The sequence below is a fragment of the Paraburkholderia sp. NMBU_R16 genome (genome assembly GCF_013282575.1).
GTDB lineage: Bacteria > Pseudomonadota > Gammaproteobacteria > Burkholderiales > Burkholderiaceae > Trinickia.
The window spans coordinates 62,846-89,685 of the sequence record NZ_JAAAYE010000024.1; the positions used below are offsets into that span (position 1 = coordinate 62,846).

Consider the following 26,840-nt stretch of genomic DNA (forward strand, 5'->3'; position numbering starts at 1 on the left):
AATCGCCCGGATTTATTAGCTAGGCAGCCCCGTAAGCACGTCGAAAGAAGCTCGCACGTGGCGAAGTAATGGAAAGCGCGCGCGACGAAGCGGCGGCGGGTCGGAAATGGGTCTTTGAGCAGTCGTTTTTGGCGGATAGGCGATGGCGGATCGAGAGCCGGAAGAAAGGCACGAGGCACGCGCGCCACAGACTGTTTCCACTGCGCCGCGCGTCGGTCACGTCGAACATGTCGACGATGCGTGGGATGCCGAGCAGCAAGATATAAATATCGTTCCGCTCACGCGGGCGGAGGCCGAAAAGCTCTTCGGCCCGAAAGTGAGCCGTCCAGCGCGCGTCACGCCGTTCCGGGTCGTGATGGCGCAAATGGTTTTGTCCCTGGTTGCAACGCTGGTTTGGTGGCTGTTTTACGAGCCGCCGGGTGCTGCTGCGCTGTCGGCGTTCCTCGGGGGAGCGATTTGTTGGGTGCCGAGCGCATTGTTCGCGGCACGTCTTGGAAGAGCGGGCGCAGGCGGATCGATTTTCGGTTGGATGATCGGCGAAGCGCTCAAGATGGGGGTGACGGTTGCGATGTTCGTCGCAATCGCGTTCTGGTATCACGACGTGCGGTGGTTGCCGCTTTTCGTGACCTATCTCATCGCGCTCAAGACGTATTGGGTCGCGCTCGCGCTGCACTGAAAGATTTTCGACAATTTGGGTGGCATTAACGATATGGCAGCTAGCGAAGGCACGCGCGTGGCGGATCCGTCCGAGTACATCGCGCATCACTTGCAGAACTTTTCCACCTCGCACCAGACGTCGATTTTCGACATCCATGTCTGGAATCTGGACACGCTGTTCTGGTCGATCGTTTGCGGCGTCATCACCATCCTCGTGCTGCGTCTTGCCGCGCGCAAGGCCACGCCCGGCGTGCCGGGGCGCTTCCAGTGCGCAATCGAGATGCTCGTCGAGATGGTCGAGGATCAATCGAAGTCGATGATCCACGGCAATCGCGCGTTTATTGCACCGCTCGCGCTGACCGTGTTCGTGTGGGTCGCGCTGATGAACTCGCTCGACTTCATCCCCGTCGACCTGCCGGGCCGCCTCATTGGCCTGCTGGGCCTGTCGGGCGTCATCTCGCACCACCGCATCGTGCCGACGGCCGATCTGAACGGCACCATCGGCATCGCGCTCGGCGTGTTCGTGCTGATGATCTACTACAACTTCAAGATCAAGGGTGCAGGCGGCTTCCTGCACGAACTGCTCTCCGCACCGTTCGGCGCGCATCCGCTGCTGTGGATCCCGAACCTCGCACTGAACATCATCGAGTTCGTCGCCAAGACCGTTTCGCTCGGCATGCGGCTTTTCGGCAACATGTACGCCGGCGAGTTGCTGTTCCTGCTGATCGCTTTGCTCGGCAGTCTCTGGAATTTCGGCGCGGACACGACGGTCCTCGGCTTCATCGGCCACGTGATCGCGGGGAGCGTGTGGGCGGTCTTCCACATTCTGATCGTGTTGCTGCAGGCGTTCATCTTCATGATGCTGACGCTCGTGTACATCGGTCAGGCTCACGACACGCACTGACGCGACAGGGCCTGCATCAGCGAATTCGTTTTCGTTTCTCTAAATCCAGTTCTAAAAAGTCTTTTACAAAGGAGTGATCATGCAAGCTTTCATCGCCAACATCCAAGGTCTGACCGCCATCGGTATCGGCATCATCATCGGCCTGGGTGCAATCGGCGCCTGTATCGGTATCGGCCTGATGGGCGGCAAGTACATCGAAGCCTGCGCACGTCAGCCTGAACTGATGAACCCGCTCCAGACCAAGATGTTCCTGTTGGCCGGTCTGATCGACGCGGCGTTCCTGATCGGCGTCGGTGTGGCAATGCTGTTTGCGTTCGCGAACCCGCTGCTCTCGAAGCTCGCAGGCTGAGGTTTCTCGGAAGTTTGCGCGGACGGCGGCATGCGTCGGCGCAAGGGGCGAAACGGATCTTGGGCGCTGATCGAACGTGAAAGTCGATGAGCGCCTTACCGTTTCACTTTCCGAACTAGCAACGTTTAAGGAAACACCGTGAATCTCAACGCAACCCTGTTTGCGCAAATGGTCGTGTTCCTGATCCTCGCGTGGTTCACGATGAAGTTCGTGTGGCCGCCGTTGATCAACGCTCTCGACGAACGCGCGAAGAAGATCGCCGACGGCCTGGCCGCCGCCGAAAGGGGCAAGACGGAGCTCGAAGCCGCGCACAAACGCGTCGATCAGGAGCTCGCCCAAGCCCGCAACCATGGTCAGCAGCGCATCGCCGACGCCGAAAAGCGCGCGCTCGCCGTGGCCGACGAAATCAAGGCCAATGCGCAAGCCGAAGCGGCGCGCATCATTGCGCAGGCCAAGGCCGATGCCGACCAACAGATCGTCAAGGCGCGCGAAACGCTGCGCGGCGAAGTGGCCGCGCTCGCGGTGAAGGGCGCCGAGCAAATCTTGAAGCGCGAGATCGATCAAGCGGCCCACGCCGAATTGCTCAATCAACTGAAAGCCGAGTTCTGATCATGGCCGAACTTGCAACCATCGCCCGCCCGTACGCGGAAGCGCTATTCGGCGTTGCCGAGGGTGGCGACGTCGCCGCCTGGTCCACTCTTGTGCAGGAGCTGGCACAGGTTGCGCGTCTGCCGGAAGTGCTGTCGGTCGCCACGAGCCCGAAGGTGAGCCGCGCACAAGTCGTCGAGCTTCTGCTTGGGGCGGTCAAATCGCCGCAAAAGGATGCGCCGGCGGCGAAGAATTTCGTGCAAATGCTCGTCGATAACCACCGACTCGCGCTGTTGCCGGAAATCGCCGTGCAGTTCGACGAATTGAAGAACGCTCGTGAAGGGGCGGCCGATGCGCTGATCGTGAGCGCGTTTGCCCTCGAAGGCCAGCAACTCGCCGATCTCACCGCCAGTCTCGAACGCAAGTTCAAGCGCAAGCTCAAGCCGACGGTCCAGGTGGATCCGTCGCTGATCGGGGGCGTGCGCGTGACGGTTGGCGACGAAGTGCTCGATACCTCGGTCCGCGCGCAGCTCGCCGGCATGCAGACGGCGCTCACGAATTGAGCGATGCGCGACATGTCCAGCGGCACGCAACAGAATTGAACATCAGGAGCGAATAATGCAACTCAATCCCTCTGAGATCAGCGAGCTGATCAAGAGCCGGATCCAGGGCCTTGAAGCGAGCGCGGACGTTCGCAACCAGGGCACCGTGATCTCCGTGACCGACGGTATCGTGCGCATTCACGGTCTGTCGGACGTGATGCAGGGCGAAATGCTCGAATTCCCGGGCAACACGTTCGGCCTCGCGCTGAACCTCGAGCGCGACTCGGTCGGCGCCGTGATTCTCGGCGAGTACGAGCACATCTCGGAAGGCGATGTCGTCAAGACGACGGGCCGCATTCTCGAAGTGCCCGTGGGCCCCGAGCTGATCGGCCGTGTGGTCGATGCGCTGGGCAACCCGATCGACGGCAAGGGCCCGATCAACGCGAAGATGACCGACGCGGTCGAGAAGATCGCCCCGGGCGTGATCTGGCGTAAATCGGTGTCGCAGCCGGTGCAAACGGGTCTGAAGTCGATCGACTCGATGGTGCCGATCGGCCGCGGCCAGCGCGAGCTGATCATCGGCGACCGCCAGACGGGCAAGACGGCGGTGGCCGTCGACGCGATCATCAACCAAAAGGGCAAGGACCTCATCTGTATCTACGTCGCGATCGGCCAGAAGGCTTCGTCGATCATGAACGTGGTGCGCAAGCTCGAAGAAACGGGCGCGCTCGAATACACGATCGTCGTGGCCGCTTCGGCCTCGGAATCGGCGGCGATGCAGTACCTCGCACCGTACTCGGGCTGCACGATGGGCGAGTACTTCCGCGATCGCGGTCAAGACGCGCTCATCATTTACGACGACTTGACGAAGCAAGCGTGGGCGTACCGTCAGATCTCGCTGCTGCTGCGCCGCCCGCCGGGCCGCGAAGCCTACCCGGGTGACGTGTTCTATCTGCACTCGCGTTTGCTCGAGCGCGCGGCGCGCGTCTCGGAAGAGTATGTCGAGAAGTTCACCAACGGCGAAGTGAAGGGCAAGAGCGGCTCGCTGACGGCGCTGCCTGTCATCGAAACGCAGGCCGGCGACGTGACGGCGTTCGTTCCGACGAACGTGATCTCGATCACCGACGGTCAGATCTTCCTGGAAACCGACCTTTTCAACGCGGGTATCCGTCCGGCCATCAACGCCGGTGTATCGGTCTCGCGCGTGGGCGGCGCGGCGCAGACGAAGGTCATCAAGAAGCTCTCGGGCGGTATCCGTACCGACTTGGCGCAGTACCGCGAATTGGCGGCATTCGCACAGTTCGCCTCGGATCTCGACGAAGCGACCCGCAAGCAGCTCGAGCGCGGCCGCCGCGTGACCGAGCTGCTCAAGCAGCCGCAGTATCAGCCGCTCCAGGTGTGGGAGCTGGCCGTGTCGCTGTTTGCCGCGAACAACGGTTATCTCGACGACCTCGAAGTGAAAGACGTGCTTGCGTTCGAAAAGGGTATGCGCGAATACCTGAAGACGAGCCATGCCGATCTCGTGAAGCGCATCGAAGACACGAAGGACTTGTCGAAGGATGACGAGGGCACGCTGCACGCCGCTCTGAAGGACTTCAAGAAGTCGGGCGCTTATTGATCGAGGCATGAGTACCTTGAAGCCGCGTGGCCGGAATGAACGGTTCGCGCGGCTTCGATCAGGAGCAAGCAATGGCTGGAATGAAGGAAATTCGCGGCAAGATCAAGAGCGTGCAGAACACGCGCAAGATCACGAAAGCGATGGAGATGGTTGCCGCATCGAAGATGCGCCGTGCGCAGGAGCGCATGCGTGCCGCCCGTCCGTACGCCGAAAAAGTCCGTGACATCGCAGCGCACATGAGCCGCGCGAACCCCGAGTATCGTCACCCGTTCATGGTGTCGAACGAAGGCGCGAAGGCGGCCGGCATCATTCTCGTCACGACCGACAAGGGTCTGTGCGGCGGCTTGAACACGAACGTGATGCGCGCTTCGCTGCAAAAGATCAAGGAGCTCGACGAGAAGGGCCAGAAGGTCGAAGCCACAGCGATCGGCAGCAAGGGGTTCGGGTTCTTGAATCGCCTTCATGCGAAGGTCGTCTCGCATGTCGTGCAGCTTGGCGACACGCCGCATCTGGAAAAGCTGATCGGCGCGGTCAAGGTGCAGCTCGACCTGTACTCGGAAGGCAAGGTCTCGGCCGTGTATCTCGCGTACACGCGCTTCGTCAATACGATGAAGCAGGAGCCGGTGATCGAGCAGTTGCTGCCGCTGTCGGCCGAGCGCTTCGAAAGCGACTCGACGACGCCGAATTCGACGTGGGACTACATCTACGAACCGGATCCGCAAGCTGTCGTCGACGAATTGCTCGTGCGTTATGTGGAGGCGCTCGTGTATCAGGCCGTGGCGGAGAACATGGCGTCCGAGCAATCGGCGCGCATGGTTGCGATGAAGGCCGCTTCGGACAACGCGAAGACGGTCATCAACGAGCTGCAACTGTCGTACAACAAGAGCCGCCAAGCTGCGATCACGAAGGAATTGTCGGAAATCGTCGGCGGCGCCGCCGCGGTCTGACGCGTCCGGTGCGCGATGCGGCAGAGGAACGCTTTAGGCGAACCGCCGGGAACTGCGCCCTTTGCGCGAGTGAAGAATTGAGTATCTAAAGGAAAAGCGATGAGTACTACTGCTTTGGTAGAAGGCAAGATCGTACAGTGCATCGGCGCGGTGATCGACGTGGAATTCCCGCGCGAGAACATGCCGAAGATCTACGATGCCATCGTGCTCGAAGGCACGGAACTGACGCTCGAAGTCCAGCAGCAGCTGGGCGACGGCGTCGTGCGTACGATCTGTCTCGGTGCATCGGACGGTCTGCGCCGCGGCGTCACGGTGAAGAACACGGGCAAGCCGATCAGCGTGCCGGTCGGCACGCCGACGCTCGGCCGCATCATGGACGTGCTCGGTCGTCCGATCGACGAAGCCGGCCCGATCGTGAGCGAGAAGGTTCGCTCGATCCACCAGAAGGCTCCGGCGTTCGACGAGCTGTCGCCGTCGACGGAACTGCTCGAGACGGGCATCAAGGTTATCGATTTGATCTGCCCGTTCGCCAAGGGCGGCAAGGTGGGTTTGTTCGGCGGTGCCGGCGTGGGCAAGACCGTCAACATGATGGAGCTCATCAACAACATCGCGAAGGAGCACGGCGGTTACTCCGTGTTCGCGGGCGTGGGCGAGCGTACCCGTGAAGGGAACGACTTCTACCATGAAATGAAAGACTCGAACGTGCTCGACAAGGTCGCGCTCGTGTACGGTCAGATGAACGAGCCGCCGGGCAACCGTCTGCGTGTGGCGTTGACGGGCCTGACGATGGCTGAGCACTTCCGCGACGAAGGTCGCGACGTGCTGTTCTTCGTCGACAACATCTACCGTTTCACGCTGGCCGGCACCGAAGTGTCGGCACTGCTCGGCCGGATGCCGTCGGCGGTGGGCTACCAGCCGACGCTGGCAGAAGAAATGGGCAAGCTGCAAGAGCGCATCACGTCGACGAAGACGGGCTCGATCACTTCGGTGCAAGCCGTGTACGTGCCTGCCGATGACTTGACGGACCCGTCGCCGGCTACGACGTTCGGCCACTTGGACGCAACGGTCGTGCTCTCGCGCGATATCGCCTCGCTCGGTATTTATCCGGCCGTGGACCCGCTCGATTCGACTTCGCGTCAGATCGACCCGAACGTGATCGGCGAAGAGCACTACACGATCACGCGTCGTGTGCAGCAGACGCTGCAGCGCTACAAGGAACTGCGCGACATCATCGCGATTCTCGGGATGGACGAGCTCTCGCCCGAAGACAAGCTTTCCGTTGCACGGGCGCGCAAGATCCAGCGTTTCCTCTCGCAGCCGTTCCACGTCGCTGAAGTGTTCACGGGTTCCCCGGGCAAGTATGTGCCGCTCAAGGAAACGATCCGCGGCTTCAAGATGATCGTCGACGGCGAGTGCGATCATCTGCCCGAGCAGGCGTTCTACATGGTCGGTACGATCGACGAAGCCTTCGAAAAGGCGAAGAAGATCCAGTAACGATCGGGCCCAGGAGTCAGTACGAATGGACTGACTCCGCCGACCGCTGAGGAATCAATATGGCAACCATCAAAGTAGACGTCGTCAGCGCGGAAGAGCAGATCTTCTCGGGCCAGGCGAAGTTCGTCGCGCTGCCGGGCGAAGCGGGCGAGCTCGGCATCTTGCCGGGCCACACGCCGCTCATCACGCGTATTCGTCCGGGTGCCGTGCGCATCGAAGCCGAAAGCGGCGAAGAGGAGTTCGTCTTCGTGGCCGGCGGCATTCTCGAAGTGCAGCCAGGTGCCGTGACGGTGTTGGCCGATACCGCGATTCGCGGCAAGGACCTCGACGAAGCGAAGGCCGAGCAGGCGCGCAAGCGCGCCGAAGAAGCACTGCAGAACTCGGGCTCGAACCTCGAGTATGCGACGGCGCAGGCCGAGCTCTCGTATGCCGTGGCGCAACTGGCGGCGATTCAGCGGCTGCGGAAGATGCGCACGTCGCAGCACTGAGCCGCACCTCGATGCTTTCCGGCCGTGCCGCGCTCACCATCGCGAGCAAGTACGGTCAACGGGGCCCGCCCCTCGCAGGTCCGAAAGCGCGGAAATGCCGTTCAGCGATCACGCTGAACGGCATTTTCATTTGAGAAGCAGACGAGTCGTTGCGCCATCGCTTGCGAGCGGTTCTTTGCCGGCGGCGCGCAACACGATGCCGCTACATCTGCCGGACCGTCGGCAAGTAGCGATCGCGCTTCTGTGGTCTCTCGCACAACCACGTCGTTGCGATCCACTTTTCTCCCGCCGCCACGGGGGTGGAACCGTGTAAGAAGCGGCGATCAGGGTGTCCATCCTCACCGTGATAGCTAAAAAAAAGCGCGTTGCCTCGGTGCGGACTCACGAACGAGCCATCGAGCAGCGGAAACACGGTGGTTCCGGCAGCGGGGCAATCATTCAGATAGACGATCAGCGTTGCAAGCCGTTGGCCTTTGTTGCTCAGCGCACGGCGATACGAGGGTAGCTCGGGATCGAAAAAATCGTGATGGAGCTTGAACTCGTCGCCCGCTTCGTAATGCGTGACCTGCAAAGGCTGGAAACAGGCGGATGGCCAATGCGTGAGCGCCTCGATACGGTCCTCGACCCGCTTGATCGAACGGTGCTCCGCGCCGAACAAGCGTCCGATGGCGCCGATGCGCGCGGCGGTGAACGATTGCTTGCGTGTGACCGCGTCTACGACACGCGCCGCTTGAAGCGTGCCCCTCGACAATTCGATCAGTTCATCGCATTCGTGGCCTGTCAGAAAGCCTTCCAGCAGTACCCATTGGGAACGACCCGGTGCCGAATGCCGGTGCGCTACGATCCGTGTGCGATGGCCGTCCGCGAACGCCACGGTGTTTTCGTTGAGGTCGACGCACGGGACGACTGATTGCGACGAAGGCACGAGATTGTCTCGAAGTCGGGTGATCGGGTGTCAGCTGAGGACGGGCGCGTTCGCTGCCTTGCTCGACAGCCATTTCGTCGCGATCCACCGTTCGCCCCTGGAAATCGGCGCGCCGCGATACTTGCTTCGGTCCCCGGCCGGCTCGTCCATCCCCGGGTAATTGAAAAAGAGCGCACTGCCTTTGTGCGGGTACACCGACAAGCCACTGTCTGGAAGCGAGATTGCACCGGGCGCCGTACAGTCGTTCAGAAACATGACGAGGGTGGCAACGCGCTGTCCCTGCCACGCTTGGCGATCGCCCGCTTCCTGGTGCGAATCGTCGAAGTCTCTGCTCGACGCGAACGAGCCGTCCGGGCGGTACCGTGCGACTTCGATGGCATAGGCATCGTCGTCGGGCCACTGCGTCAACGCACCGATACGCGCTTCGATCTTTGCGACGAAGCTGCTTTCCGAGCGAGCAAAGTGCACACGTTCGACAGCAATCGAGGAGTGGGCGTAGTCACTGTGGCTGGCTTGCAATCGCGCCTTTGCGAGCGCGAGCCATTCGTCACATTCGTCGTGCGAAAGCAGGCCGCCCAGCACGACGACCTGCGGCGCGAGCGCCGGCGTCAGTGAGTACGCATGCAGCCTGACGCGGTGCCCATCGGGACAGGTCACGATGTTTTCTTCAATGCTGATCCACGGGTAGGTCGAGTCCATGATGTCGGTCGGTTCAGAACTTGATGGGTGTTGACGATGGATTCTCGCGCTCGCATAGCCATGTGGTCGCGATCCACTTGTGTCCCTCGAATACGGGGCCAGCGGCATGCAAACAGCTGATATCGGGTTTGCCGCCGCTGCCGGGGTAGCTGAAAAACAGCGCATTTCCCTTTTGCGGGCACACGAAAAGGCCGTCCAGGCGCGGAAATGCCGTGGCACCGGAGCGCGGACAGTCATTCAGGTACATTAGAAACGTCGCCAGCCGCTGACCGTTTGTTTGCAGGATTTCCCGGAAAGCCGGCATATCCGGGTTGTAGCAGTCGTGATGCGGCCGGTATTGCCCACCCACGCCGTAGCGGATCATCTGGAAGTGCTGGAAATGGGTCGAGGGCCAATGGGTCATCGCTTCGATGCGCGCCTCGATCTTTCTTGTCAGGTCGTATCGAGCACCCGCAAACTCGACGGCTTCGGCGACCCGCGCTGGCGAGACAAAGCCCTGTCCGGTTCGCGAACTGACCACCTCGGCAGGTTCGAGCTTGTTTTCGGCCAGCTCGATCAATTCGTCGCATTCGGCATCGGTCAGGAAATGCTCGAGCACGACCACTTGGGGCGTCGATTCGGGGAGCCCTCGATAGCTTAGAACCCGGGTGCGATGGCCGTCTGCGAAGCGAATACTGCCTTCATGAATGTCGATTCGTGGATATGTCATGGAAGTCAATCAACGGTAATGGTCGTTGGCCGATCGCCCTAACTTCAGGCAAACGGATCGTAGGCGTGCTCGTTCACCGCGTAGACAAATTCATCGTCGACGACCGCGATGAAGTTCAGGAAAGCGCCGGCGCGGACCGTTTCGCGATGAAGCGGGACCACTTTTGTCGTGGATAGCCACTCCCACCCGTTTTCCGTTCGAAACGTCGTCGGCGGCATTTGATAGAGAAAACTCTCCGCGTCCAAGTCGATCAGGTCTGCTCGAACCGCCACGAAGACCTCGTCCTGGCTGCACCATAATCGCGCTCGTCGAAAATCCGAACGCTCGATCGAGCGGTATCCGAGCGCAAACGCGAGACCGACTCTGCGCTCCCTCGACGCATAAACGGCTCTGCGGCATTCGGGGTCCGTGATAGGCGTCGTGAATGAAGGCAACGCTTCGTCAAAGCAATAAGGGCTTCCGTGATAGAGAACGGACGGCGTTTCGCGTACTTCGCGCATCCCGATCGCAGAGGGGGCGGCTCCCATTCGTTCCTCTCATGTCGATACTTTCCGAAAAACGGCGGCGTGCTAGCGCCGGCATCATGGCGGCCCGGGCCGCCAAATCAGGCGAGCGCCTGTGACGCTCGCCGGAGCAACATTACAGCCGGGGATTGCCCGTGTTGGGGGGCTCCCACGCGGCGGCATCGAGGTCGGCGCCGCCTTTCTGTTCGCTCGTGCGGCGCAGTAGCGCGAGGCTCTGCAAAAGCGTGCTGCCGCCAGGCGCCTGACGCGGCGATTGGATGACTACTTTCGGGTCCGCCGTCTCCGCGGTGGGCTGCGTGGTGGATACAGGTGTGGCCGTACCAATCGTAAGTGGCATATCAAGCTCCGGTTGAAAGATAAAAATCAGGCAATATCGATTCGCGAGACTTCTACTACTCATGCGCCTGCTCGCGATGAGGCGCATGAATTCTCTGCGCCAATGCCTGGGCGTCGGCGTTTAATCGGCGAAGCCAATACAAGACTGTTATCGATTTAGATCCACGCTTTGTGGGATTAGCTCGTCGAGCAAAACGGCCGCTTCTTTGGACAGAAATTTCGGATTTGGCTGAATGCCGACTCTGCCCAAATCCATACGGTCGCCGTCCCAGCACGATTGAATCGTGACGTCGGAGTGGGTTAGCCCGTCGCTGTGAAAGTAAATGGCGGTGCACAGCAGATCGATCTGATGTCCGGATAACGAGAAAAATGTCCCGTTCAACGCATAGGCGAGTTCCGCGCCTCTTTGCCCATGCAACGGATCATGCCGTTCGCTCTCCCGGCAGCTGTCGTGCAGCAGTGCGAATAATTCCACGACCAACGGGTCGGCCCCACGCCGCATACCGACCCGCGACGCGTAATGCTGGACGCGAAGCCAATGATTGATTCCGTGAACGCCGTCCCAAGCGACTTTGAATTGTCGTTCGATATGTGCCAACAGGCCTGCCCGATCATAATCCGCCTCGCGATATTGCATATTTTGCGCCCTCGAATAAACGCACATTGGGTACTATCTCGCCGGCCGAATCAGTTATCGGTGCGGGCGAGCCGGTTTTGACTTTGTCTACACATTTACGTAGTCGTGATAATCTATTTTTTCGATGTGCCAATACATGGCGTTATAAAACAGCAAATGACTCGTCGAGCCCGCAATGCAGGCGAAGATTTCATCGTGTGTGCGAATGAACGTGCGGTTCGAGCCGGTGCCAGCGGTACAGTCCATCGCCGCCTGACGGTGAAATCGTTTCTCCGCAATGCTGCGGGTAACCCTCGATACATTGGCGCAAGCTCGGATGCGAGAATCGAGCGCCAGAGGCCAACGCCGCCAGGGACCTGCCATGTCAAGCAATGATGCCGTACCCGAGAACGGGGCGCTGATTGCGCCGAGAAACGGTGTTTCCTATGTGCGAGGGGCGAGCGACGCGCCGTTGTCGGACGCGACGATCGGCGAGTTCCTTGGAGCTACCGTCGCACGGTTCCCCGATCGTCTCGCCGTGGTATTTCGCGAGCAGGGCATCCGTTGGACCTGGCGCGAATTCTCCGACGAAGTCGATGTGCTCGCCGCGGGGCTGCTGGCGTGCGGCATCGCGGCCGGTGATCGCGTTGGCATATGGTCGCCGAATCGCGTCGAATGGCTCATGACGCAATTCGCGACGGCGCGCATCGGCGCGATCCTCGTCAACATCAATCCGGCCTATCGATTGACGGAGCTCGAATATGCGCTGAATAAGTCGGGATGCACGGCAATCGTGGCGGCCGAGCGTTTCAAGACGTCGATGTACCTGGACATGCTCCGCACGCTGGCGCCGGAGTTGGAGAAGTCCGAGCCCGGCGAGTTGCACGCCGCACGCTTGCCGCAGCTACGCACGGTCGTGCGGATGGGCGATACGCCGACCCCCGGCATGTTGACTTTCTGCGAGCTGATCGAAAAAGGCCGCGTCTCGCTCGATCCGGCCGCGCTCGATGCCCGCGCGGCGCCGCTTTCCGCGGGCGACGCGATCAACATCCAGTTCACGAGCGGCACCACCGGCCACCCCAAGGGTGCGACGCTCTCGCACCGCAATGTGGTCAATAACGCGCGGTACATCGCCCGCGCGATGCGGTTGACCGAGAACGATTCACTTTGCATTCCCGTGCCGCTTTATCACTGCTTCGGCATGGTGCTTGCGGTGCTGGCGTGCGTTTCGGCGGGCGCCACCATGGTATTTCCGGCCGAGGCGTTCGATCCCGGCGCCACGCTCGCGGCTGTCTCGGAGGAGCGCTGCACCGCGCTGCATGGCGTACCGACCATGTTCATCGCCGAGCTCGATCACCCCGACTTCGACCGGTTCGATTTGACTGCGCTGCGTACGGGGATCATGGCCGGTTCCCCGTGTCCGATCGAGACGATGAAGCGTGTCGTGGCACGGATGCACCTGTCCGAAATCACGATCGCCTACGGCATGACCGAGACGAGCCCGGTCTCGTTCCAGAGCGCGACGACGGACCCGCTCGACAAGCGGACATCGACGGTGGGTCGCATCCAGCCGCATCTCGAGGCGAAGGTGGTCGATGCCGAGGGGCGGACGGTTCCGGTTGGCGCGATCGGCGAGCTTTGGACGCGCGGCTACTCCGTCATGCGCGGCTATTGGGACGACGATGCCCGCACACGCGAGGCGATTCAGGACGGCTGGATGCGCACCGGCGACTTGGCGACGATCGATGCCGAGGGCTATTGCAATATCGTCGGACGCCTGAAAGACATGCTGATTCGCGGCGGCGAGAACATCTATCCGCGCGAGATCGAGGAGTTCCTGTTCCAGCACCCGAAGATTCAGAGCGTACAGGTCTTCGGCGTACCGGACGCGAAGTATGGGGAGGAGGTTTGCGCCTGGGTCGTGTTGCGTCCCGGCGAGCAGATGACCGAGGACGAATTGCGCGAGTACTGCCAGGGCCGGATCGCGCACTACAAAGTGCCGCGCTACGTACGCTTTGTCGACGAAATGCCGATGACCGTGACAGGCAAGGTGCAGAAGTTCGTCATGCGTGAGCGCATGGTCGAGGAACTCGGGCTCGCCTTGCCGAAGACCTGCTGATGGCAGGCGGCGCAGCGAACCCGTCGGGCAAAAAAAAAGCGGGCCAGCGGCCCGCTAAAAACCACACGCTACGGGGTTAGCGCGAGGAGACCAATGAAGGAACCAATGAGGCGCTATGTATTGCGCCTCAACGATTCCAGCAAAGATGTACCCAAAAGGATTCGATCTGTCTGATCGGTTTTCGGCATCATTATTGCACGAAGACAGAAAGTGCAAATGTTGGGACGTCGAAACACATCTGTGTTGAAACCGTTGAGGGGCATTGTGGGCGAATTGACCGAGCGACGCGGTAACAAAGTGTTTCAGGATGTAACCTAGGCGGGGCAAGGCGCAGCGGGACTTTTTGCCGAAGTCTGCGCAAATTGGGTCATTATTTCCGACTGGCGAGAGCGTTGGTATCGATTACAGAATTGCGCGGCAATTGCAGGTGTGAGTCAATTACCGGATATTCCATTTCATGCAAACCAGCATAAAGATTATCAGCAAAATTTAGCTCGAAATGCTAAATCGCCATTTTAGAGCGATGTGCGAGCGGGACGTGTCGCGCGTTGCTTTTTTCTTTACGGCTCGCGAGACGATGAAGGAGCCATCGGTATTGCGACGCAGGTCGACGCGCAAACTCTGGGGTGGGACCGTCCTGGCGCCGGCGTCGTCCGAGCGACTCGGTGGCCGACCACATTCAATTGCGCGGCTGCCGAAATGGTCAAGATCGAGCGCGTGCGCCTGCTTGGCGCCACCCGCAGCACGACGGCGCCGGCGCCGCGCCTGCGGGGGTAGCGAGGAAACACTGCGCGGCCCGTCTTCACGCTGCTTCGAAGCGCGCGTTCATTTCAGCCATTTATCGGAAATGGCCTGAAACTCGCCCGTTGCGCGGGCAAGATGCAGCCATTGGTCGACATATTGCTGAAACGCGACATCGCCGCGCGGGACCATGTAGGCCTTCTCCCCGTATTGAAACGGCTTGTCGGGATGGATCGAGCACAGTCCCGGATTCAACTTTTGCTGCAGCAGCGTTTCCGATGCGTCGGTCACCATGACATCCGCCTTGCCAGCCAGGATCTGCTTGAAGATCGTCACGTTGTCCGGGTAGACCGTGACATTCGCATGCGGGAAATACTGCTTGGCGAAACGCTCGTTCGTGCCACCCGGATTGACGATCACACGCGTGGACGATTGGTCGATCTGAGCGACCGTCTGGTATTTGTCCGCGTCGGCGCAGCGCGCGATCGGCGCCTTTCCGTCGATCATGTACGGTTCCGTGAAAAACACATGCTTCTGGCGCTCGAGCGTCGTCGAAACGCCCCCGACGGCGATATCGCATTTTGCGATGAAGTCCTTCATCAGATTCGACCACGTCGTCTTCACGAACTCGGCCTTCGCGCCGAGCGACTTCGCGAGCGATTCGGCCATATCGATGTCGATTCCTTCGAAGGTGCCGTCGGACTTCAGGAACGAATAGGGTTTGTAGTCGCCGGTCGTGCACACACGCAGCGTGGTGCGCGCGGCGATCGTATCGAGGCGCGATGCCTGCGGCGAACCTGCGGGGTCCGCCGGCGTGTCGGCTAGCGCGGCGCCCGAGCAGGCAAGGCTGAGCAGGCAGGCAAGGGTGGCTTTTCTCATCGTGGTCTCCGATTGGACGTTTGCCCGCGATGGTAGCAGCATCAAAACTCTGCCTGCGCGCTTTTGTCGCGAGCGCGCCGGCCGCCCGCTCGCGTCCGGTAAAATGGGCGCTTTTCCAGCCCCGCGCCGCCTCGCAGACCCAACGTGCCCTCGACCCTGATCAACGACACCTTCTTGCGCGCGCTGCTGCGCGAGCCGACGGAGTACACGCCCATCTGGCTGATGCGCCAGGCCGGCCGTTATCTGCCCGAGTACAACGCCACGCGCGAGCGGGCTGGCAGCTTCCTCGGTCTCGCCAAAAACCCCGACTACGCGACCGAGGTCACGCTGCAACCGCTCGAACGCTACCCGCTCGATGCGGCGATCCTCTTTTCCGACATCCTGACGGTCCCGGACGCGATGGGGCTCGGTCTGTCGTTCGCGGCGGGCGAGGGACCGCGTTTTGCGCGTCCGGTGCGCGACGAGGCCGATGTCGCGCGCCTGACCGTTCCCGACATCGAAGCGACGCTCGGCTACGTGACCGATGCGGTGCGCGAAATCCGTCGTGCGTTGACCGACGCGCAAGGGCGCCAGCGCGTGCCGCTGATCGGGTTTTCCGGCAGCCCCTGGACGCTCGCCTGCTATATGGTCGAAGGCGCCGGCTCGGACGACTTCCGGACAGTGAAGTCGATGCTCTACAGCCGCCCCGATCTCATGCATCGGATCCTCGAAATCAACGCGCAGGCCGTAGCCGCCTACCTGAACGCTCAGATCGAGGCGGGTGCGCAGGCGGTCATGATTTTCGATACCTGGGGCGGTGCGCTCGCCGACGGCGTGTTTCAGCGTTTTTCGCTCCATTACACCGGCGAAGTCGTGCGTCGGTTGAGGCGTGAACACGACGGTGCGCGCGTGCCGGTCATTACGTTCACGAAAGGCGGCGGCCAGTGGCTCGAAGAGATCGCCGATGTCGGCGTCGATGCCATCGGGCTGGACTGGACGACTGATCTCTCTCGCGCGCGCGCGCGCCTCGGCGATCGCGTGGCGCTGCAAGGCAACCTCGATCCCTCCGTGCTGTTCGCCCCTCCCGCGACGATTCGCGCCGAGGCGCGAGCCGTGCTCGAGCGCTTCGGCCCGCACCCCGGCCACGTGTTCAATCTGGGGCATGGCATCTCGCAGTTCACCCCGCCCGAACACGTCGCCGAACTCGTGGACGAAGTGCATCGAGCAAGCCGCGCCCTGCACGCGCAGTCCCCTGCCACATAAGCATGTCGTTTTTATTGCGACGCAGCGAACTGGGCTCTCGCTCTAAGGACTGCGTTGGGCCGAAAACGGCGCCGACCGGCGGTTTCCAAGTTGTCAAGACTTGACTTATACACATTCTTCTCGTTGCGGCGCGGTAGAGCGAAAGCGAGTTGACTCGATCCTGCAAACGTTGTAGCGAACCCCCTGCGGCCTTGTTCGACAAGGGTTTCCGGGCGGTACGAAATATGTGCGGTCGCCCACGGAAGGCCGTCGCCGCGCCATTTGACGGCCTACGCCCGGGCACTTTTCAACAAAGTTATCCACAGGGGCGCGGCGAGTGTGGCAATCCTCAGCAAGATCCTCGACTTAGCGGCGAATGTAATGTTTTACTTTAAGTTCGATTCGGCAGCATGCCGGGCGCAGCGAGCTGGCCGCTACATGATCTCGCGGGCCTTTGCCGCATGACGCAACTCATCGCCCGGATCGCACTCGATCATCCCGTGCCGACCTTGTTCGACTATCGGTGTGAGTCCTCACTCGCGCCGCAAGCTGGCATGCTCGCGGCAGTGCCGTTCGGCAGACGCGAGATAGTGGGGTTGATCTGCGAAGTTGGGACGGCGACGGATGTGCCGCCCGAACGGCTGCGCGACGTCCGCCTGGTGTGCGCCGGCTGTGCGCCGCTCACCGATGAATGGCTGCGCCTCGTGGCGTTTGCCGCGGATTACTACCAGCGTTCGGTGGGCGAGGTTGCGCTACCCGCACTGCCCCAAGCGCTGCGCGATCCCGCGCGCTGGGAGCGGCTTTTCGCGCCCGGCGTCTCGTTCAGGCTCACGCCGGCCGGACGCCAAGCGTTGCCGACCTCGCTGCCGGCTCGCGCCAACGCGTTGCGGCGCCTCGCGGGCGCACTGGAGGCCGGGCCACTCGACGCTCGCGAGGCCAAATCGCATTTTTCGAAGGCGCGCGCGACGTTGGATGCGTGGCAGTCGCAGGGCTGGATCGAGGCGATCGAAACGGCCGCGGACGCTGCCCGTGGTACCGATGCTGCCGATGCCGGAGCCCGGGTGGGCGTGGCTGTGCCGCCTGCACAGGCGTGTGCGTCACGGCCCACGCTGACGCCCGAGCAGAGTCAGGCCGTGGAGGCCATCGGTGCGGCCGAAGGCTTTGCGCCGTTCCTGCTGCACGGCGTGACGGGCAGCGGCAAGACCGAGGTCTATCTGCATGCGCTCGCCGAGCTCTTCGCGCGCCATCCGGATGCGCAGGCGCTCGTGCTCGTTCCCGAGATCAACCTCACGCCGCAGTTCGAAGCCGTGTTTCGCGCGCGTTTCGCCGCCCGGCTCGGCGGCGAAGCCATTGTCACGCTGCATAGCGGCATGGCCGATGGCGAGCGCGCGCGGAGCTGGCTGGCCGCGCATCGTGGCCGCGCGCGTATCGTGCTTGGCACGCGCCTCGCCGTGCTGGCCTCGATGCCGCGGCTTGCGCTCGTCGTGGTCGACGAAGAGCACGATCCGGCCTACAAGCAACAAGAAGGGCTGCGTTACTCGGCTCGAGATCTCGCCGTGTGGCGCGCCAAACAGCTCGCGATTCCGGTCGTACTCGGCTCGGCCACGCCGTCGCTCGAAAGCTGGTGGCACGCGCAGCAGGGACATTATCGGCGGCTGACGCTGACGCGCCGGGCCGTGGCCGACTCCGCATTGCCGGCCGTACGGATGATCGATCTCGAGGAAGAACGCCGGCGCGGCCGGGCGAGCGTCGAGGGGTTTTCGACGCCGCTCGTCGCCGCACTCAAGGCGCGCCTGGAACGCGGCGAGCAAAGCCTCGTGTTCCTGAATCGGCGCGGCTACGCTCCGGTGCTCTCGTGCGATGCATGCGGCTGGTTGGCCGGCTGTCCGCGCTGCAGTGCCTATGTCGTCCTCCATAAACCCGAGCGCGCCTTGCGCTGCCATCATTGTGGCTGGGAGTCGCGGGTTCCGCGCGCTTGCCCGGAGTGCGGCAATGTCGATATCGCGCCGCTCGGCCGCGGCACGCAGCGTGTGGAGGAAACCCTCGCCACGCTGTTGCCCGGCGCGCGCGTGCTGCGCATCGACGCCGACAGCACGCGCCGCAAGGGCAGCGCGCAGGCGCTTTTCTCCGATGTCCATGCCGGCGAGGTCGACGTTCTCGTGGGCACGCAGATGATCGCCAAAGGGCATGACTTTCAGCGCGTATCGCTCGTCGCCGTGCTCAATGCCGATGCGGCGCTCTTTTCGCACGACTTTCGCGCCGGCGAGCGGCTGTTCGCGCAGCTCATGCAAGTGAGCGGGCGGGCCGGGCGAGCAGGACTATCGGGAGAAGTGCTGGTTCAAACGCGGTATGCGCGCCATGCGCTCTATCAGGCGCTGGCGCGTCACGATTACGGCGGTTTCGCCGATTCCACGCTCGGCGAGCGGCGCGAGGCGCACCTGCCGCCTTTTGTCTATCAAGCGCTGCTGCGGGCCGAAGCGCGTACGCTCGAGGCGGCGATCGGCTTCCTGAAGGCTGCCGCTGCCGCGCTCGGCGGCATGGAGGCGGCGGAACGTGTGACCGTCTACGATCCCGTGCCGATGACGATCGTCAAGGTGGCCAATGTGCATCGGGCTCAGTTGCTCGTCGAAAGCGGTTCGCGCGCGGCATTGCTTGCCACGTTGCGGGGCTGGCAGCCGGCGCTACGCTCGCTCAAAGGCGTACTGCGCTGGGCGCTGGAAGTCGATCCCGTCGATATCTGACGCGCGCGGACGCAGCGCCCGCCTAGCGCAATCGGCTGCGAGCCGAACGCGCGCGGGCGCGCACATCGATCGCGTAGCCGGGCTTCGCGGTCGCACGCGCGATCGTTCTGCCTCGAGCGGGGGCGGCCTGGCGCCGCTTGAGCGGTTGCCGGTATCTGGCCGATGAGCGGCATTCATGTGAGCAAAGCATGACAAAATCTCGCGTTGTTCGTCCCGGGGGCTGCGCATTGCGGGTGCCGCGTTTGTCGGCCGCACTCGGCCGCACTCGACCGTTCTCGGCCGTTCTCGGCCGTTCTCGGCCATCGGCCGGCGGCTCGCTTGGCCTGCTGCATGCCCGGTTGCCCGGGTCGCGACGGGCATGCTGCGCTTCGATAGGGTTGTCGTCAGATCCGTTGGGCGTCCTGTCGCGCCTCGCCTTCGCGTTGTGCCTGCTGCGCTTGCTCGGCGGCGAGCCGCGCGGTACGCACGCGGGCGATGGCCATCGCGCGATTCATCGCGGGCGAGGCACCTCGAACGAAAAGCGTCAGGCAGAAGACGGTCATGATCCAGATGCTGCCGAGTACGATCCACTTTTCCATTGCGCCTCCCCTTCCTGTCCGTTGCCCGCGCCCTGCCCGGGCGCTCACCTGTGTTTACGGCAGCCTCGAACGCTTCCGGAGGGCGCTGGTAACGATTTCGGCTCAGGGAAAACACTGAGCGCCGGAGTCGCGCCGCAGCCGGGCGCCGTTTCTGCTGAAACCCTTGCCTGGTAAGGGACAGCTCTAGGTGCAACCCTATCGTCAATTCGGTTGCACCTTTTTATTGGGAGGCGTACGATTCGGCCAACTTTTGATCATTGGCCGGCATCTGGCTGGCAAGCGAAGAATCATGGCGAGCACCACCCTTGGCGTCAAAGTCGACGATCTGCTCCGCGCCCGGCTCAAAGAGGCGGCGACGCGGCTCGACCGCACTCCGCACTGGCTCATCAAGCAGGCGATTTTTGCCTACCTCGAAAAGATCGAGCATGGCCACATGCCGCCCGAGCTGACGGGCGCAACCCCCTCTGCCGATTTCGCCGACGCCGCGCCCGGCGCCGAGCATGACGACGAAGGCGCACCGCACCCGTTCCTCGATTTCGCGCAGAGCGTGCAACCGCAATCGGTGTTGCGCGCGGCGATCACGGCGGCCTATCGGCGGCCGGAACCCGAATGCGTGCCATTCCTTCTGGGCGAGGCGCGGCTGCCTGCGGCGCTCTCGGCCGAGGCCCGCAAGATGGCGGCGGGGCTCGTCGAGGCATTGCGCGCCAAGCGCACGGGCGGTGGCGTCGAGGGCCTCATCCATGAGTTTTCGCTGTCGAGCCAGGAAGGCGTCGCGCTCATGTGCCTGGCCGAAGCACTCCTGCGTATTCCCGACCGCGCGACGCGCGATGCGCTCATTCGCGACAAGATCAGCAAGGGCGACTGGAAGTCGCATGTGGGCCATGCCCCGTCGTTGTTCGTCAACGCCGCGACCTGGGGCTTGATGATCACGGGCAAGCTCGTCACGACGAACAGCGAGGCGGGGTTGTCGTCCGCGCTGACGCGTCTCATCGGCAGGGGCGGCGAGCCGCTCATCCGAAAGGGCGTCGATATGGCGATGCGTCTCATGGGCGAGCAGTTCGTGACCGGGGAGACGATTTCCGAAGCGCTGGCCAACAGCCGCAAGTACGAAGCGCGCGGCTTTCGCTACTCGTACGACATGCTCGGCGAAGCCGCCACGACCGAAGAAGACGCACAACGCTATTACGCATCGTACGAACAGGCCATCCATGCGATCGGCAAGGCCGCGGGAGGCCGCGGCATCTATGAAGGCCCCGGCATATCGATCAAGCTGTCGGCGCTGCATCCGCGCTACTCGCGCGCACAGCAAGAGCGTGCGATGACCGAACTGCTGCCGCGCGTGCGTGCACTCGCGGTATTGGCGCGCCGCTATGACATCGGCCTGAACATCGACGCCGAAGAAGCCGATCGGCTCGAGCTCTCGCTCGATCTGCTCGAAGCGCTTTGCTTCGATCCCGAGCTTGCCGGCTGGAACGGCATCGGCTTTGTCGTGCAGGCTTATCAAAAGCGCTGCCCGTATGTGATCGACTACGTGATCGACCTTGCGCGCCGCAGCCGTCATCGCGTAATGGTCCGGCTCGTCAAGGGCGCCTATTGGGACAGCGAGATCAAGCGCGCGCAGCTCGACGGGCTCGAGGGCTACCCGGTCTACACGCGCAAGGTCTATACCGACGTCTCGTACCTCGCCTGCGCAAAGCGCTTGCTCGGTGCGCCCGATGCCGTCTATCCGCAGTTCGCCACGCACAATGCGCATACGTTGTCGGCGATCTATCATCTCGCGGGGCAGAACTACTACCCGGGCCAATACGAGTTCCAGTGCCTGCACGGCATGGGCGAGCCGCTCTACGAGGAAGTGACCGGACGGGACAAGCTCAATCGCCCGTGCCGTATTTATGCGCCCGTCGGCACGCACGAGACGCTGCTTGCCTACCTCGTGCGGCGGTTGCTCGAAAACGGCGCCAACACCTCGTTCGTGAACCGCATCGCCGATGAATCGGTGCCCGTCGCGGCGCTCGTGGGCGATCCGGTCGAAGAGGCATCGAAGATCGTCCCGCTCGGGGCGCCGCACGCAAAGATTCCGCTGCCGCGCGACCTCTATGGGTCGGAGCGCGTCAATTCGATGGGTCTCGACCTGTCGAACGAGCATCGTCTCGCATCGCTTTCGTCGGCGCTGCTGGCCAGCGCGCATCACCCGTGGCGAGCGGCGCCGATGCTCGGCGACGGCGAGGCCTCGCCCGGCGCGGGGCGCGAGGTTCGCAATCCGTCCGATCAGCGCGATGTCGTCGGTATCGTCGTCGAAGCCACGCGCGAGCATGTCGATGCGGCGCTCGTCCATGCCGTGGCCGCCGCGCCGATCTGGCAGGCGACGCCCGTCGAGGCGCGCGCCGATTGCCTCGCGCGCGCGGCCGATCTGCTCGAAGCGCAGATGCATACGCTGATGGGGCTCATCGTGCGCGAGGCCGGCAAGTCGCTCGCGAATGCGATTTCCGAAATTCGCGAGGCGGTGGATTTCCTGCGCTACTACTCGGCGCAGATTCGCGACGAATTCTCGAACGATACGCATCGCCCGCTCGGCCCCGTCGTGTGCATCAGCCCGTGGAACTTCCCGCTCGCGATCTTCATGGGACAGGTGGCCGCGGCGCTGGCCGCCGGCAACACGGTGCTCGCCAAACCGGCCGAGCAGACGCCGCTGATCGCCGCGCAGGCCGTGCGCATCCTGCGTGAAGCGGGCGTGCCCGCAGGCGCCGTGCAACTGCTGCCGGGCGACGGCGAAACGGTTGGCGCAACGCTCGTGGCCGACGCGCGTACGCGCGCCGTCATGTTCACGGGTTCCACCGAAGTCGCGCGCCTCATCAACAAGACGCTCGGCAAACGCCTCGATGCAGACGGGCGGCCGATTCCGCTGATTGCGGAAACGGGTGGACAAAATGCGATGATCGTCGACTCGTCGGCGCTTGCGGAGCAAGTCGTTGCCGACGTCATGCAGTCGTCGTTCGATTCGGCGGGCCAGCGGTGCTCGGCATTGCGAGTGCTTTGCGTGCAAGACGACGTCGCGGATCGCACGCTCGCGATGCTCAAGGGCGCGATGTTCGAGTTGACGGTCGGCAACCCCGACCGGTTGTCGACGGATGTCGGCCCCGTCATCGACCTCGAGGCGAAGCGCACGATCGATGCGCACGTCACCGCGATGCGCGAGAAGGGACGTGCAGTGACGCAACTGCCGCTGGCGGAGAGTTGTGCGCACGGTACGTTCGTGGCGCCGACGCTGATCGAAATCGACAGCATCGCCGAGCTCAAGCGCGAAGTGTTCGGGCCGGTACTGCACGTCGTGCGTTACCGCCGCAGCGAACTCGATCAATTGCTCGAGGAGATTCGCGCAACGGGCTACGGGTTGACGCTCGGCATCCATACGCGCATCGACGAGACGATCGCGCACGTGATTGCCCGTGCGCATGTCGGCAACATCTACGTCAACCGCAACGTCATCGGCGCGGTGGTGGGCGTGCAGCCGTTCGGCGGCGAAGGCCTCTCCGGCACGGGACCGAAAGCGGGCGGCGCGCTCTACTTGCAGCGCTTGTTGGCCAAGCGTCCGGCCGGCTTGCCGAAATCGCTTGCGTCTGTCCTCGTGGCCGACGCACAGCCGCGAGAAGCGAGCGGCAACGGTAGCGCAGACCCGCGCGCGGCACTGACGGCGCTGCGCGATTGGCTGATCGCCGAGCGCGAGCCGGCCCTCGCCGCACGGTGCGACAGCTACCTGGAGAACATGCCGGTCGGCGCGACGGCCGTTCTCCCCGGGCCGACGGGCGAGCGCAATACCTACACGCTCGGAGCGCGCGGCACGGTGAGCTGCGTGCCGACGACGCCGAGCGGCGCGCGCGCTCAACTGGCCGCCGTGTTGGCGACCGGCAATCGCGCGCTGTTCTCGGGCGCGGCGGGCGAGGCGCTCGTTGCGGCGCTGCCGCCGCAGCTGAAAGCGTACGCGAGCGTGCAACCGAGCGCCGATGCACAGTACGATGCCGTACTTTTCGAGGGCGACAGCGACGAGTTGCTCGCGCTTGTGAGAGACGTGGCGCAACGCCCGGGGCCGATCGTCTCGGTGCAGGGCGTCGCGACGAACGCGTTCGTCAATGGCAGCGATGAGGACTACGCGCTCGAGCGCCTCATGACCGAGCGTTCGGTGAGCGTGAACACGGCCGCGGCGGGCGGCAATGCGAATTTGATGACGATCGGCTGAGCGACCCTCGTCGATCGGTTCAAAGCCGGAAGCGGTACGGCCAACCCGAGCCGCTCCACACCTACCTGGTACCAAGGAGAAGATATGCAGCACAAAATGAAACAGATAGCGGGCGCAACGGTTGTTGCGGCAATGTCGCTGGTGGGGACCGCACACGCGCAGCAAGCCGAGGATGTGAAGCTTGGGTTTGCCGGCCCGATGACGGGTGCACAGGCGCACTATGGCGCCGACTTCCAGAACGGCATTACGCTGGCTGTAGAAGAAATGAACGCGACGAAGCCCGTGATCGCCGGCAAGCCGGTGCGCTTCGTGCTCGATTCGGCTGACGATCAGGCCGACCCGCGCACGGGTACGACGGTCGCGCAAAAGCTCGTCGACGACGGCATCAAGGGCATGCTCGGCCACTTCAACTCGGGCACGACGATTCCGGCCTCGCGCATCTACGCGAACGCGGGCATTCCGCAGATCGCGATGGCGACGGCGCCCGAGTACACGCAGCAAGGTTTCAAGACGACGTTCCGCATGATGACGTCCGACACCCAGCAAGGCTCGGTGGCCGGCACGTTCGCGGTGAAGAACCTCGGTATGAAGAAGATCGCGATCGTCGACGATCGCACGGCTTACGGCCAGGGTCTTGCCGATCAATTCGCGAAGGCAGCCAAGGCGGCGGGCGCGACGATCGTCGATCGCGAGTACACGAACGACAAGGCGGTCGACTTCAAGGCGATTTTGACGAAGCTGAAGGCGGTCAACCCTGATCTCGTCTATTACGGCGGAGCGGACTCGCAAGCGGGACCGATGGTCAAGCAGATGAAGTCGCTCGGTATCAAGGCGCCGCTGATGGGCGGCGAAATGGTGCATACGCCGACGTTCCTGAAGATCGCGGGCGACGCGGCGGAAGGGACGATCGCGTCGCTGGCGGGCCTGCCGCTCGACGACATGCCCGGCGGCAAGGACTATGTCGTGAAGTACAAGAAGCGCTTCGGCAAGGATGTCGAAACGTACTCGCCGTACGCTTACGATGGTGCGATGGCGATGATGAAGGCGATGGAAAAGGCCAACTCGACCGATCCGGTCAAGTACCTGCCTGTGCTGGCCAAGACCGATATGCAGGGCGTGACGACGAAGGACCTCGCATACGACGCGCGCGGCGATCTGAAGAACGGCGGCATCACGATCTACAAGGTCGAAGCCGGCCAGTGGAAGTCGCTGCAAAGCATCGGCGGGAAGTAAGCCGGCTCAGTTCGAGCGTCTAAGGTGATGGCCCCGCGGAATGAGCTTTCGTTCCGCGGGGTTTTTTGCGGTCAGGCGAAGCAAGTGGCGCGATGACAGTCAATCGGCGTCGCTGGCGACGAAAAGCAAGTCTGAGCTTGACGCAATGAGCGTTGCCACGTTGCATCGCTACGCGCCCGCGGTTTCTGCCGTATCGATGTTGCGTGACGACGGGCGCGGCGGCTTGGCGCCCGCGGTGATTACGCGGGCAACGCCGCGCGGCCAGCGGCGCGCGAAAGAGCGGGCCAATTTTGTCTCGTGATCCGGTTCATCGAATCCGCCGGGCGTCGCTAGCACCAAGGCCTTGAGTCGGTCCATTGCACGCGGGCGCTCGACCTTTGTTTCCCAGATGGTACCGGCCAACTTCGAAATGTTTTCCATGGGAGGCGCGCCGCCCATGAATACCATCTCCGCAACTTCCGGTGGAACGCCCAGCATGACTGAAGCCAATATCCCGCCGTTTATGAGTGGCGCCGCCGTGAAGGCCCTTGCGGACGAGCTGTTGCTCTGGCGGGAGACGAGCTCTTGAAGCGCTATATCGCGCGCATAGTGCATCTTTTCCGCTTCGTCGGCAAATCCGCGCTGCGGTACCGGGATCTTGCCCTCGTCCATTAACACGAGCACGGCAGACTGCACTTGCTTGATAGCAGAGCGGAAATCGAACGGAATCGACAGCGCGAATCCCGTGGACAAGATCCCCCCGAGCGGCGCTTGCATGACCGGGTCCATGCCATTGGTCGTGATGACGAATCCAGTAGCGGTGGCGAACGGAGCGCCGGTGGCGGCCCCCTTCAAACCTGCGGTGAGCGCTCGTTTGGCATAGATGCGCCCCTTACCGTTAAGCACGCCGTCGCCCTTCAATAGATTGATGGCCACTTCGCGCAGGCTCTCCGCGCCGGTGAAAGTCTTGAGCGAGGGCGTCATACCGCTCGCTAACAGATCGCCTCGAGCCGTCTCCAACTCGCCGATGGCGTTATCCCCGATATCCGTGAGGAGGAGTAGGAATACCTTTGCAGCGCTTTCTGCGATGTAGGCAACGGTATTGCCTGACACGTGTTCGGGAAAGATTCTGTGGATCAAGTAATCTCCGCCGGAGCCGATCATTGACGAAAGGCTCAGCGAGGTCGCGGTATCCTTCCAGTCGGCCCGCCCCGAGTACTGCAATTCGGCAAGATCGACGCTCAAGAGCCGCAGGCGCTGATCGGCTATATGGTCTTTCAGAGAATCGAGCGCGCGCTGGCCGATTTCAGGTGCGACGAGCTCATAACCCGGTAGCTCCAATATCCCTTCTGCGAGCGCGCTGTTAGCGGGCGCCGGCGCGTTGCCCGCGATGAGATCGTGGAAGAATGGCCAAGCCACTGTTTCCTGGAACTCGAAAACGCGCTCCTTTTTGTCGGGAATGTTTCCCGAGACCTTGAAGTGTCCGATGATTTTTTCGGTGAGGTATGTCTCATGAGCGTCAACGGTCCAAGGGTTCTTCGCCAATATCGCAATTGGCAAGCCTTCCTTGGGAATATGGAGAAGGCTAAGCCCATTTCATTACACACAAGTCCGCGTGAGCGGCTTGTAAACTGTCGCGACTTGCCGTTTACTCTTGCTTTTTGCGCGGCACGCGAATGGCACGATCAACGGAGAGCTGGGCGGCAATGGAATTCAAGG

General features: G+C 62.7%; 23 protein-coding genes. 14 read left to right on the plus strand and 9 right to left on the minus strand.

Annotated features, from left to right (window positions below):
* Window positions 1–142 precede the first annotated feature (142 nt).
* The 9 genes from GWC77_RS14415 (at window position 143) to GWC77_RS14455 (ending at window position 7,587) form a co-directional block, all read left to right on the plus strand.
* Window positions 143–676, plus strand: a complete 534-nt coding sequence (locus GWC77_RS14415) for an ATP synthase subunit I (RefSeq protein WP_173257847.1) — start codon at window positions 143–145, stop codon at window positions 674–676.
* Window positions 677–709: 33 nt separating this feature from the next.
* On the plus strand, window positions 710–1,561 hold the full coding sequence (gene atpB, locus GWC77_RS14420) for a F0F1 ATP synthase subunit A (RefSeq protein ID WP_173257849.1): 852 nt from the start codon (window positions 710–712) through the stop codon (window positions 1,559–1,561).
* A 79-nt stretch (window positions 1,562–1,640) separates the two neighbouring features.
* A complete protein-coding gene (gene atpE, locus GWC77_RS14425; RefSeq protein ID WP_007180033.1) occupies window positions 1,641–1,910 on the plus strand; it encodes a F0F1 ATP synthase subunit C in 270 nt (89 codons plus the stop codon).
* A 138-nt stretch (window positions 1,911–2,048) separates the two neighbouring features.
* The gene (locus GWC77_RS14430; protein WP_173257851.1) at window positions 2,049–2,519 is read left to right on the plus strand and encodes a F0F1 ATP synthase subunit B; all 471 of its coding nucleotides are present in this window, start codon (window positions 2,049–2,051) and stop codon (window positions 2,517–2,519) included.
* Window positions 2,520–2,521: 2 nt separating this feature from the next.
* On the plus strand, window positions 2,522–3,061 hold the full coding sequence (locus GWC77_RS14435) for a F0F1 ATP synthase subunit delta (RefSeq protein ID WP_173257854.1): 540 nt from the start codon (window positions 2,522–2,524) through the stop codon (window positions 3,059–3,061).
* A gap of 55 nt (window positions 3,062–3,116) precedes the next feature.
* Entirely contained in the window at window positions 3,117–4,658 is a 1,542-nt protein-coding gene (atpA, locus tag GWC77_RS14440; protein ID WP_173257855.1) for a F0F1 ATP synthase subunit alpha, read from the plus strand.
* Between the two features lie 71 nt (window positions 4,659–4,729).
* A complete protein-coding gene (gene atpG, locus GWC77_RS14445; protein WP_173257857.1) occupies window positions 4,730–5,605 on the plus strand; it encodes a F0F1 ATP synthase subunit gamma in 876 nt (291 codons plus the stop codon).
* A gap of 99 nt (window positions 5,606–5,704) precedes the next feature.
* A complete protein-coding gene (gene atpD / locus GWC77_RS14450) occupies window positions 5,705–7,099 on the plus strand; it encodes a F0F1 ATP synthase subunit beta (protein WP_173257859.1) in 1,395 nt (464 codons plus the stop codon).
* A gap of 59 nt (window positions 7,100–7,158) precedes the next feature.
* On the plus strand, window positions 7,159–7,587 hold the full coding sequence (locus GWC77_RS14455) for a F0F1 ATP synthase subunit epsilon (RefSeq protein ID WP_173257860.1): 429 nt from the start codon (window positions 7,159–7,161) through the stop codon (window positions 7,585–7,587).
* 202 nt (window positions 7,588–7,789) lie between these two features.
* Here the strand turns inward: GWC77_RS14455 and GWC77_RS30305 are convergent, their stop codons facing one another.
* The 6 genes from GWC77_RS30305 to GWC77_RS14485 all read right to left on the minus strand — a co-directional run bounded on the left by GWC77_RS30305 (window position 7,790) and on the right by GWC77_RS14485 (window position 11,417).
* Entirely contained in the window at window positions 7,790–8,512 is a 723-nt protein-coding gene (locus GWC77_RS30305; protein WP_173257862.1) for a 2OG-Fe(II) oxygenase, read from the minus strand.
* A 30-nt stretch (window positions 8,513–8,542) separates the two neighbouring features.
* Window positions 8,543–9,211, minus strand: coding sequence for a 2OG-Fe(II) oxygenase (locus GWC77_RS14465; protein ID WP_173257864.1), 669 nt, complete (start codon window positions 9,209–9,211; stop codon window positions 8,543–8,545).
* Window positions 9,212–9,224: 13 nt separating this feature from the next.
* Window positions 9,225–9,920 carry a 2OG-Fe(II) oxygenase gene (locus GWC77_RS14470; protein ID WP_173257866.1) on the minus strand — a complete coding sequence of 232 codons (696 nt, stop codon included), beginning with the start codon at window positions 9,918–9,920 and terminating at the stop codon, window positions 9,225–9,227.
* A gap of 44 nt (window positions 9,921–9,964) precedes the next feature.
* Window positions 9,965–10,192 carry a hypothetical protein gene (locus tag GWC77_RS14475; protein WP_173257868.1) on the minus strand — a complete coding sequence of 76 codons (228 nt, stop codon included), beginning with the start codon at window positions 10,190–10,192 and terminating at the stop codon, window positions 9,965–9,967.
* Between the two features lie 367 nt (window positions 10,193–10,559).
* On the minus strand, window positions 10,560–10,781 hold the full coding sequence (locus GWC77_RS14480; RefSeq protein WP_173257870.1) for a hypothetical protein: 222 nt from the start codon (window positions 10,779–10,781) through the stop codon (window positions 10,560–10,562).
* A 147-nt stretch (window positions 10,782–10,928) separates the two neighbouring features.
* Complete coding sequence (locus GWC77_RS14485; RefSeq protein WP_173257871.1) at window positions 10,929–11,417, minus strand: HD domain-containing protein; 489 nt, start codon at window positions 11,415–11,417, stop codon at window positions 10,929–10,931.
* Between the two features lie 361 nt (window positions 11,418–11,778).
* On the opposite strand from GWC77_RS14485, the gene GWC77_RS14490 reads away from it, so the two are divergent.
* Window positions 11,779–13,515, plus strand: a complete 1,737-nt coding sequence (locus tag GWC77_RS14490) for an AMP-binding protein (RefSeq protein WP_173257873.1) — start codon at window positions 11,779–11,781, stop codon at window positions 13,513–13,515.
* 825 nt (window positions 13,516–14,340) lie between these two features.
* Here the strand turns inward: GWC77_RS14490 and GWC77_RS14495 are convergent.
* Window positions 14,341–15,135, minus strand: coding sequence for a transporter substrate-binding domain-containing protein (locus GWC77_RS14495; RefSeq protein WP_173257875.1), 795 nt, complete (start codon window positions 15,133–15,135; stop codon window positions 14,341–14,343).
* Between the two features lie 144 nt (window positions 15,136–15,279).
* Here GWC77_RS14495 and hemE point away from each other — a divergent pair, with 144 nt between their 5' ends.
* Complete coding sequence (hemE, locus tag GWC77_RS14500; RefSeq protein WP_173257877.1) at window positions 15,280–16,377, plus strand: uroporphyrinogen decarboxylase; 1,098 nt, start codon at window positions 15,280–15,282, stop codon at window positions 16,375–16,377.
* Between the two features lie 440 nt (window positions 16,378–16,817).
* Window positions 16,818–19,097, plus strand: coding sequence for a primosomal protein N' (locus GWC77_RS14505; RefSeq protein WP_173257879.1), 2,280 nt, complete (start codon window positions 16,818–16,820; stop codon window positions 19,095–19,097).
* A 383-nt stretch (window positions 19,098–19,480) separates the two neighbouring features.
* Here GWC77_RS14505 and GWC77_RS14510 read toward each other — a convergent pair whose 3' ends face one another.
* Entirely contained in the window at window positions 19,481–19,675 is a 195-nt protein-coding gene (locus GWC77_RS14510; RefSeq protein WP_173257881.1) for a hypothetical protein, read from the minus strand.
* A 289-nt stretch (window positions 19,676–19,964) separates the two neighbouring features.
* Here GWC77_RS14510 and putA point away from each other — a divergent pair, with 289 nt between their 5' ends.
* Together putA and GWC77_RS14520 are read left to right on the plus strand one after the other, a co-directional pair.
* Entirely contained in the window at window positions 19,965–23,909 is a 3,945-nt protein-coding gene (gene putA, locus GWC77_RS14515; RefSeq protein ID WP_173257883.1) for a trifunctional transcriptional regulator/proline dehydrogenase/L-glutamate gamma-semialdehyde dehydrogenase, read from the plus strand.
* Between the two features lie 84 nt (window positions 23,910–23,993).
* Complete coding sequence (locus GWC77_RS14520) at window positions 23,994–25,142, plus strand: branched-chain amino acid ABC transporter substrate-binding protein (RefSeq protein ID WP_173257885.1); 1,149 nt, start codon at window positions 23,994–23,996, stop codon at window positions 25,140–25,142.
* Window positions 25,143–25,310: 168 nt separating this feature from the next.
* Here GWC77_RS14520 and GWC77_RS14525 read toward each other — a convergent pair whose 3' ends face one another.
* Window positions 25,311–26,681, minus strand: a complete 1,371-nt coding sequence (locus tag GWC77_RS14525) for a hypothetical protein (protein ID WP_173257887.1) — start codon at window positions 26,679–26,681, stop codon at window positions 25,311–25,313.
* Window positions 26,682–26,840: the final 159 nt, after the last annotated feature.

Bases quoted from the DNA above. Each gene is read 5' to 3' on its own strand.
- GWC77_RS14415 (WP_173257847.1), top strand. From the start codon at position 143: ATGGCGGATCGAGAGCCGGAAGAAAGGCACGAGGCACGCGCGCCACAG.
- atpB (WP_173257849.1), top strand. From the start codon at position 710: ATGGCAGCTAGCGAAGGCACGCGCGTGGCGGATCCGTCCGAGTACATC.
- atpE (WP_007180033.1), top strand. From the start codon at position 1,641: ATGCAAGCTTTCATCGCCAACATCCAAGGTCTGACCGCCATCGGTATC.
- GWC77_RS14435 (WP_173257854.1), top strand. From the start codon at position 2,522: ATGGCCGAACTTGCAACCATCGCCCGCCCGTACGCGGAAGCGCTATTC.
- atpA (WP_173257855.1), top strand. From the start codon at position 3,117: ATGCAACTCAATCCCTCTGAGATCAGCGAGCTGATCAAGAGCCGGATC.
- atpG (WP_173257857.1), top strand. From the start codon at position 4,730: ATGGCTGGAATGAAGGAAATTCGCGGCAAGATCAAGAGCGTGCAGAAC.
- atpD (WP_173257859.1), top strand. From the start codon at position 5,705: ATGAGTACTACTGCTTTGGTAGAAGGCAAGATCGTACAGTGCATCGGC.
- GWC77_RS14455 (WP_173257860.1), top strand. From the start codon at position 7,159: ATGGCAACCATCAAAGTAGACGTCGTCAGCGCGGAAGAGCAGATCTTC.
- GWC77_RS14465 (WP_173257864.1), bottom strand. From the start codon at position 9,211: ATGGACTCGACCTACCCGTGGATCAGCATTGAAGAAAACATCGTGACC.
- GWC77_RS14470 (WP_173257866.1), bottom strand. From the start codon at position 9,920: ATGACATATCCACGAATCGACATTCATGAAGGCAGTATTCGCTTCGCA.
- GWC77_RS14480 (WP_173257870.1), bottom strand. From the start codon at position 10,781: ATGCCACTTACGATTGGTACGGCCACACCTGTATCCACCACGCAGCCC.
- GWC77_RS14485 (WP_173257871.1), bottom strand. From the start codon at position 11,417: ATGCAATATCGCGAGGCGGATTATGATCGGGCAGGCCTGTTGGCACAT.
- GWC77_RS14490 (WP_173257873.1), top strand. From the start codon at position 11,779: ATGTCAAGCAATGATGCCGTACCCGAGAACGGGGCGCTGATTGCGCCG.
- GWC77_RS14495 (WP_173257875.1), bottom strand. From the start codon at position 15,135: ATGAGAAAAGCCACCCTTGCCTGCCTGCTCAGCCTTGCCTGCTCGGGC.
- GWC77_RS14505 (WP_173257879.1), top strand. From the start codon at position 16,818: ATGACGCAACTCATCGCCCGGATCGCACTCGATCATCCCGTGCCGACC.
- GWC77_RS14510 (WP_173257881.1), bottom strand. From the start codon at position 19,675: ATGGAAAAGTGGATCGTACTCGGCAGCATCTGGATCATGACCGTCTTC.
- putA (WP_173257883.1), top strand. From the start codon at position 19,965: ATGGCGAGCACCACCCTTGGCGTCAAAGTCGACGATCTGCTCCGCGCC.
- GWC77_RS14520 (WP_173257885.1), top strand. From the start codon at position 23,994: ATGCAGCACAAAATGAAACAGATAGCGGGCGCAACGGTTGTTGCGGCA.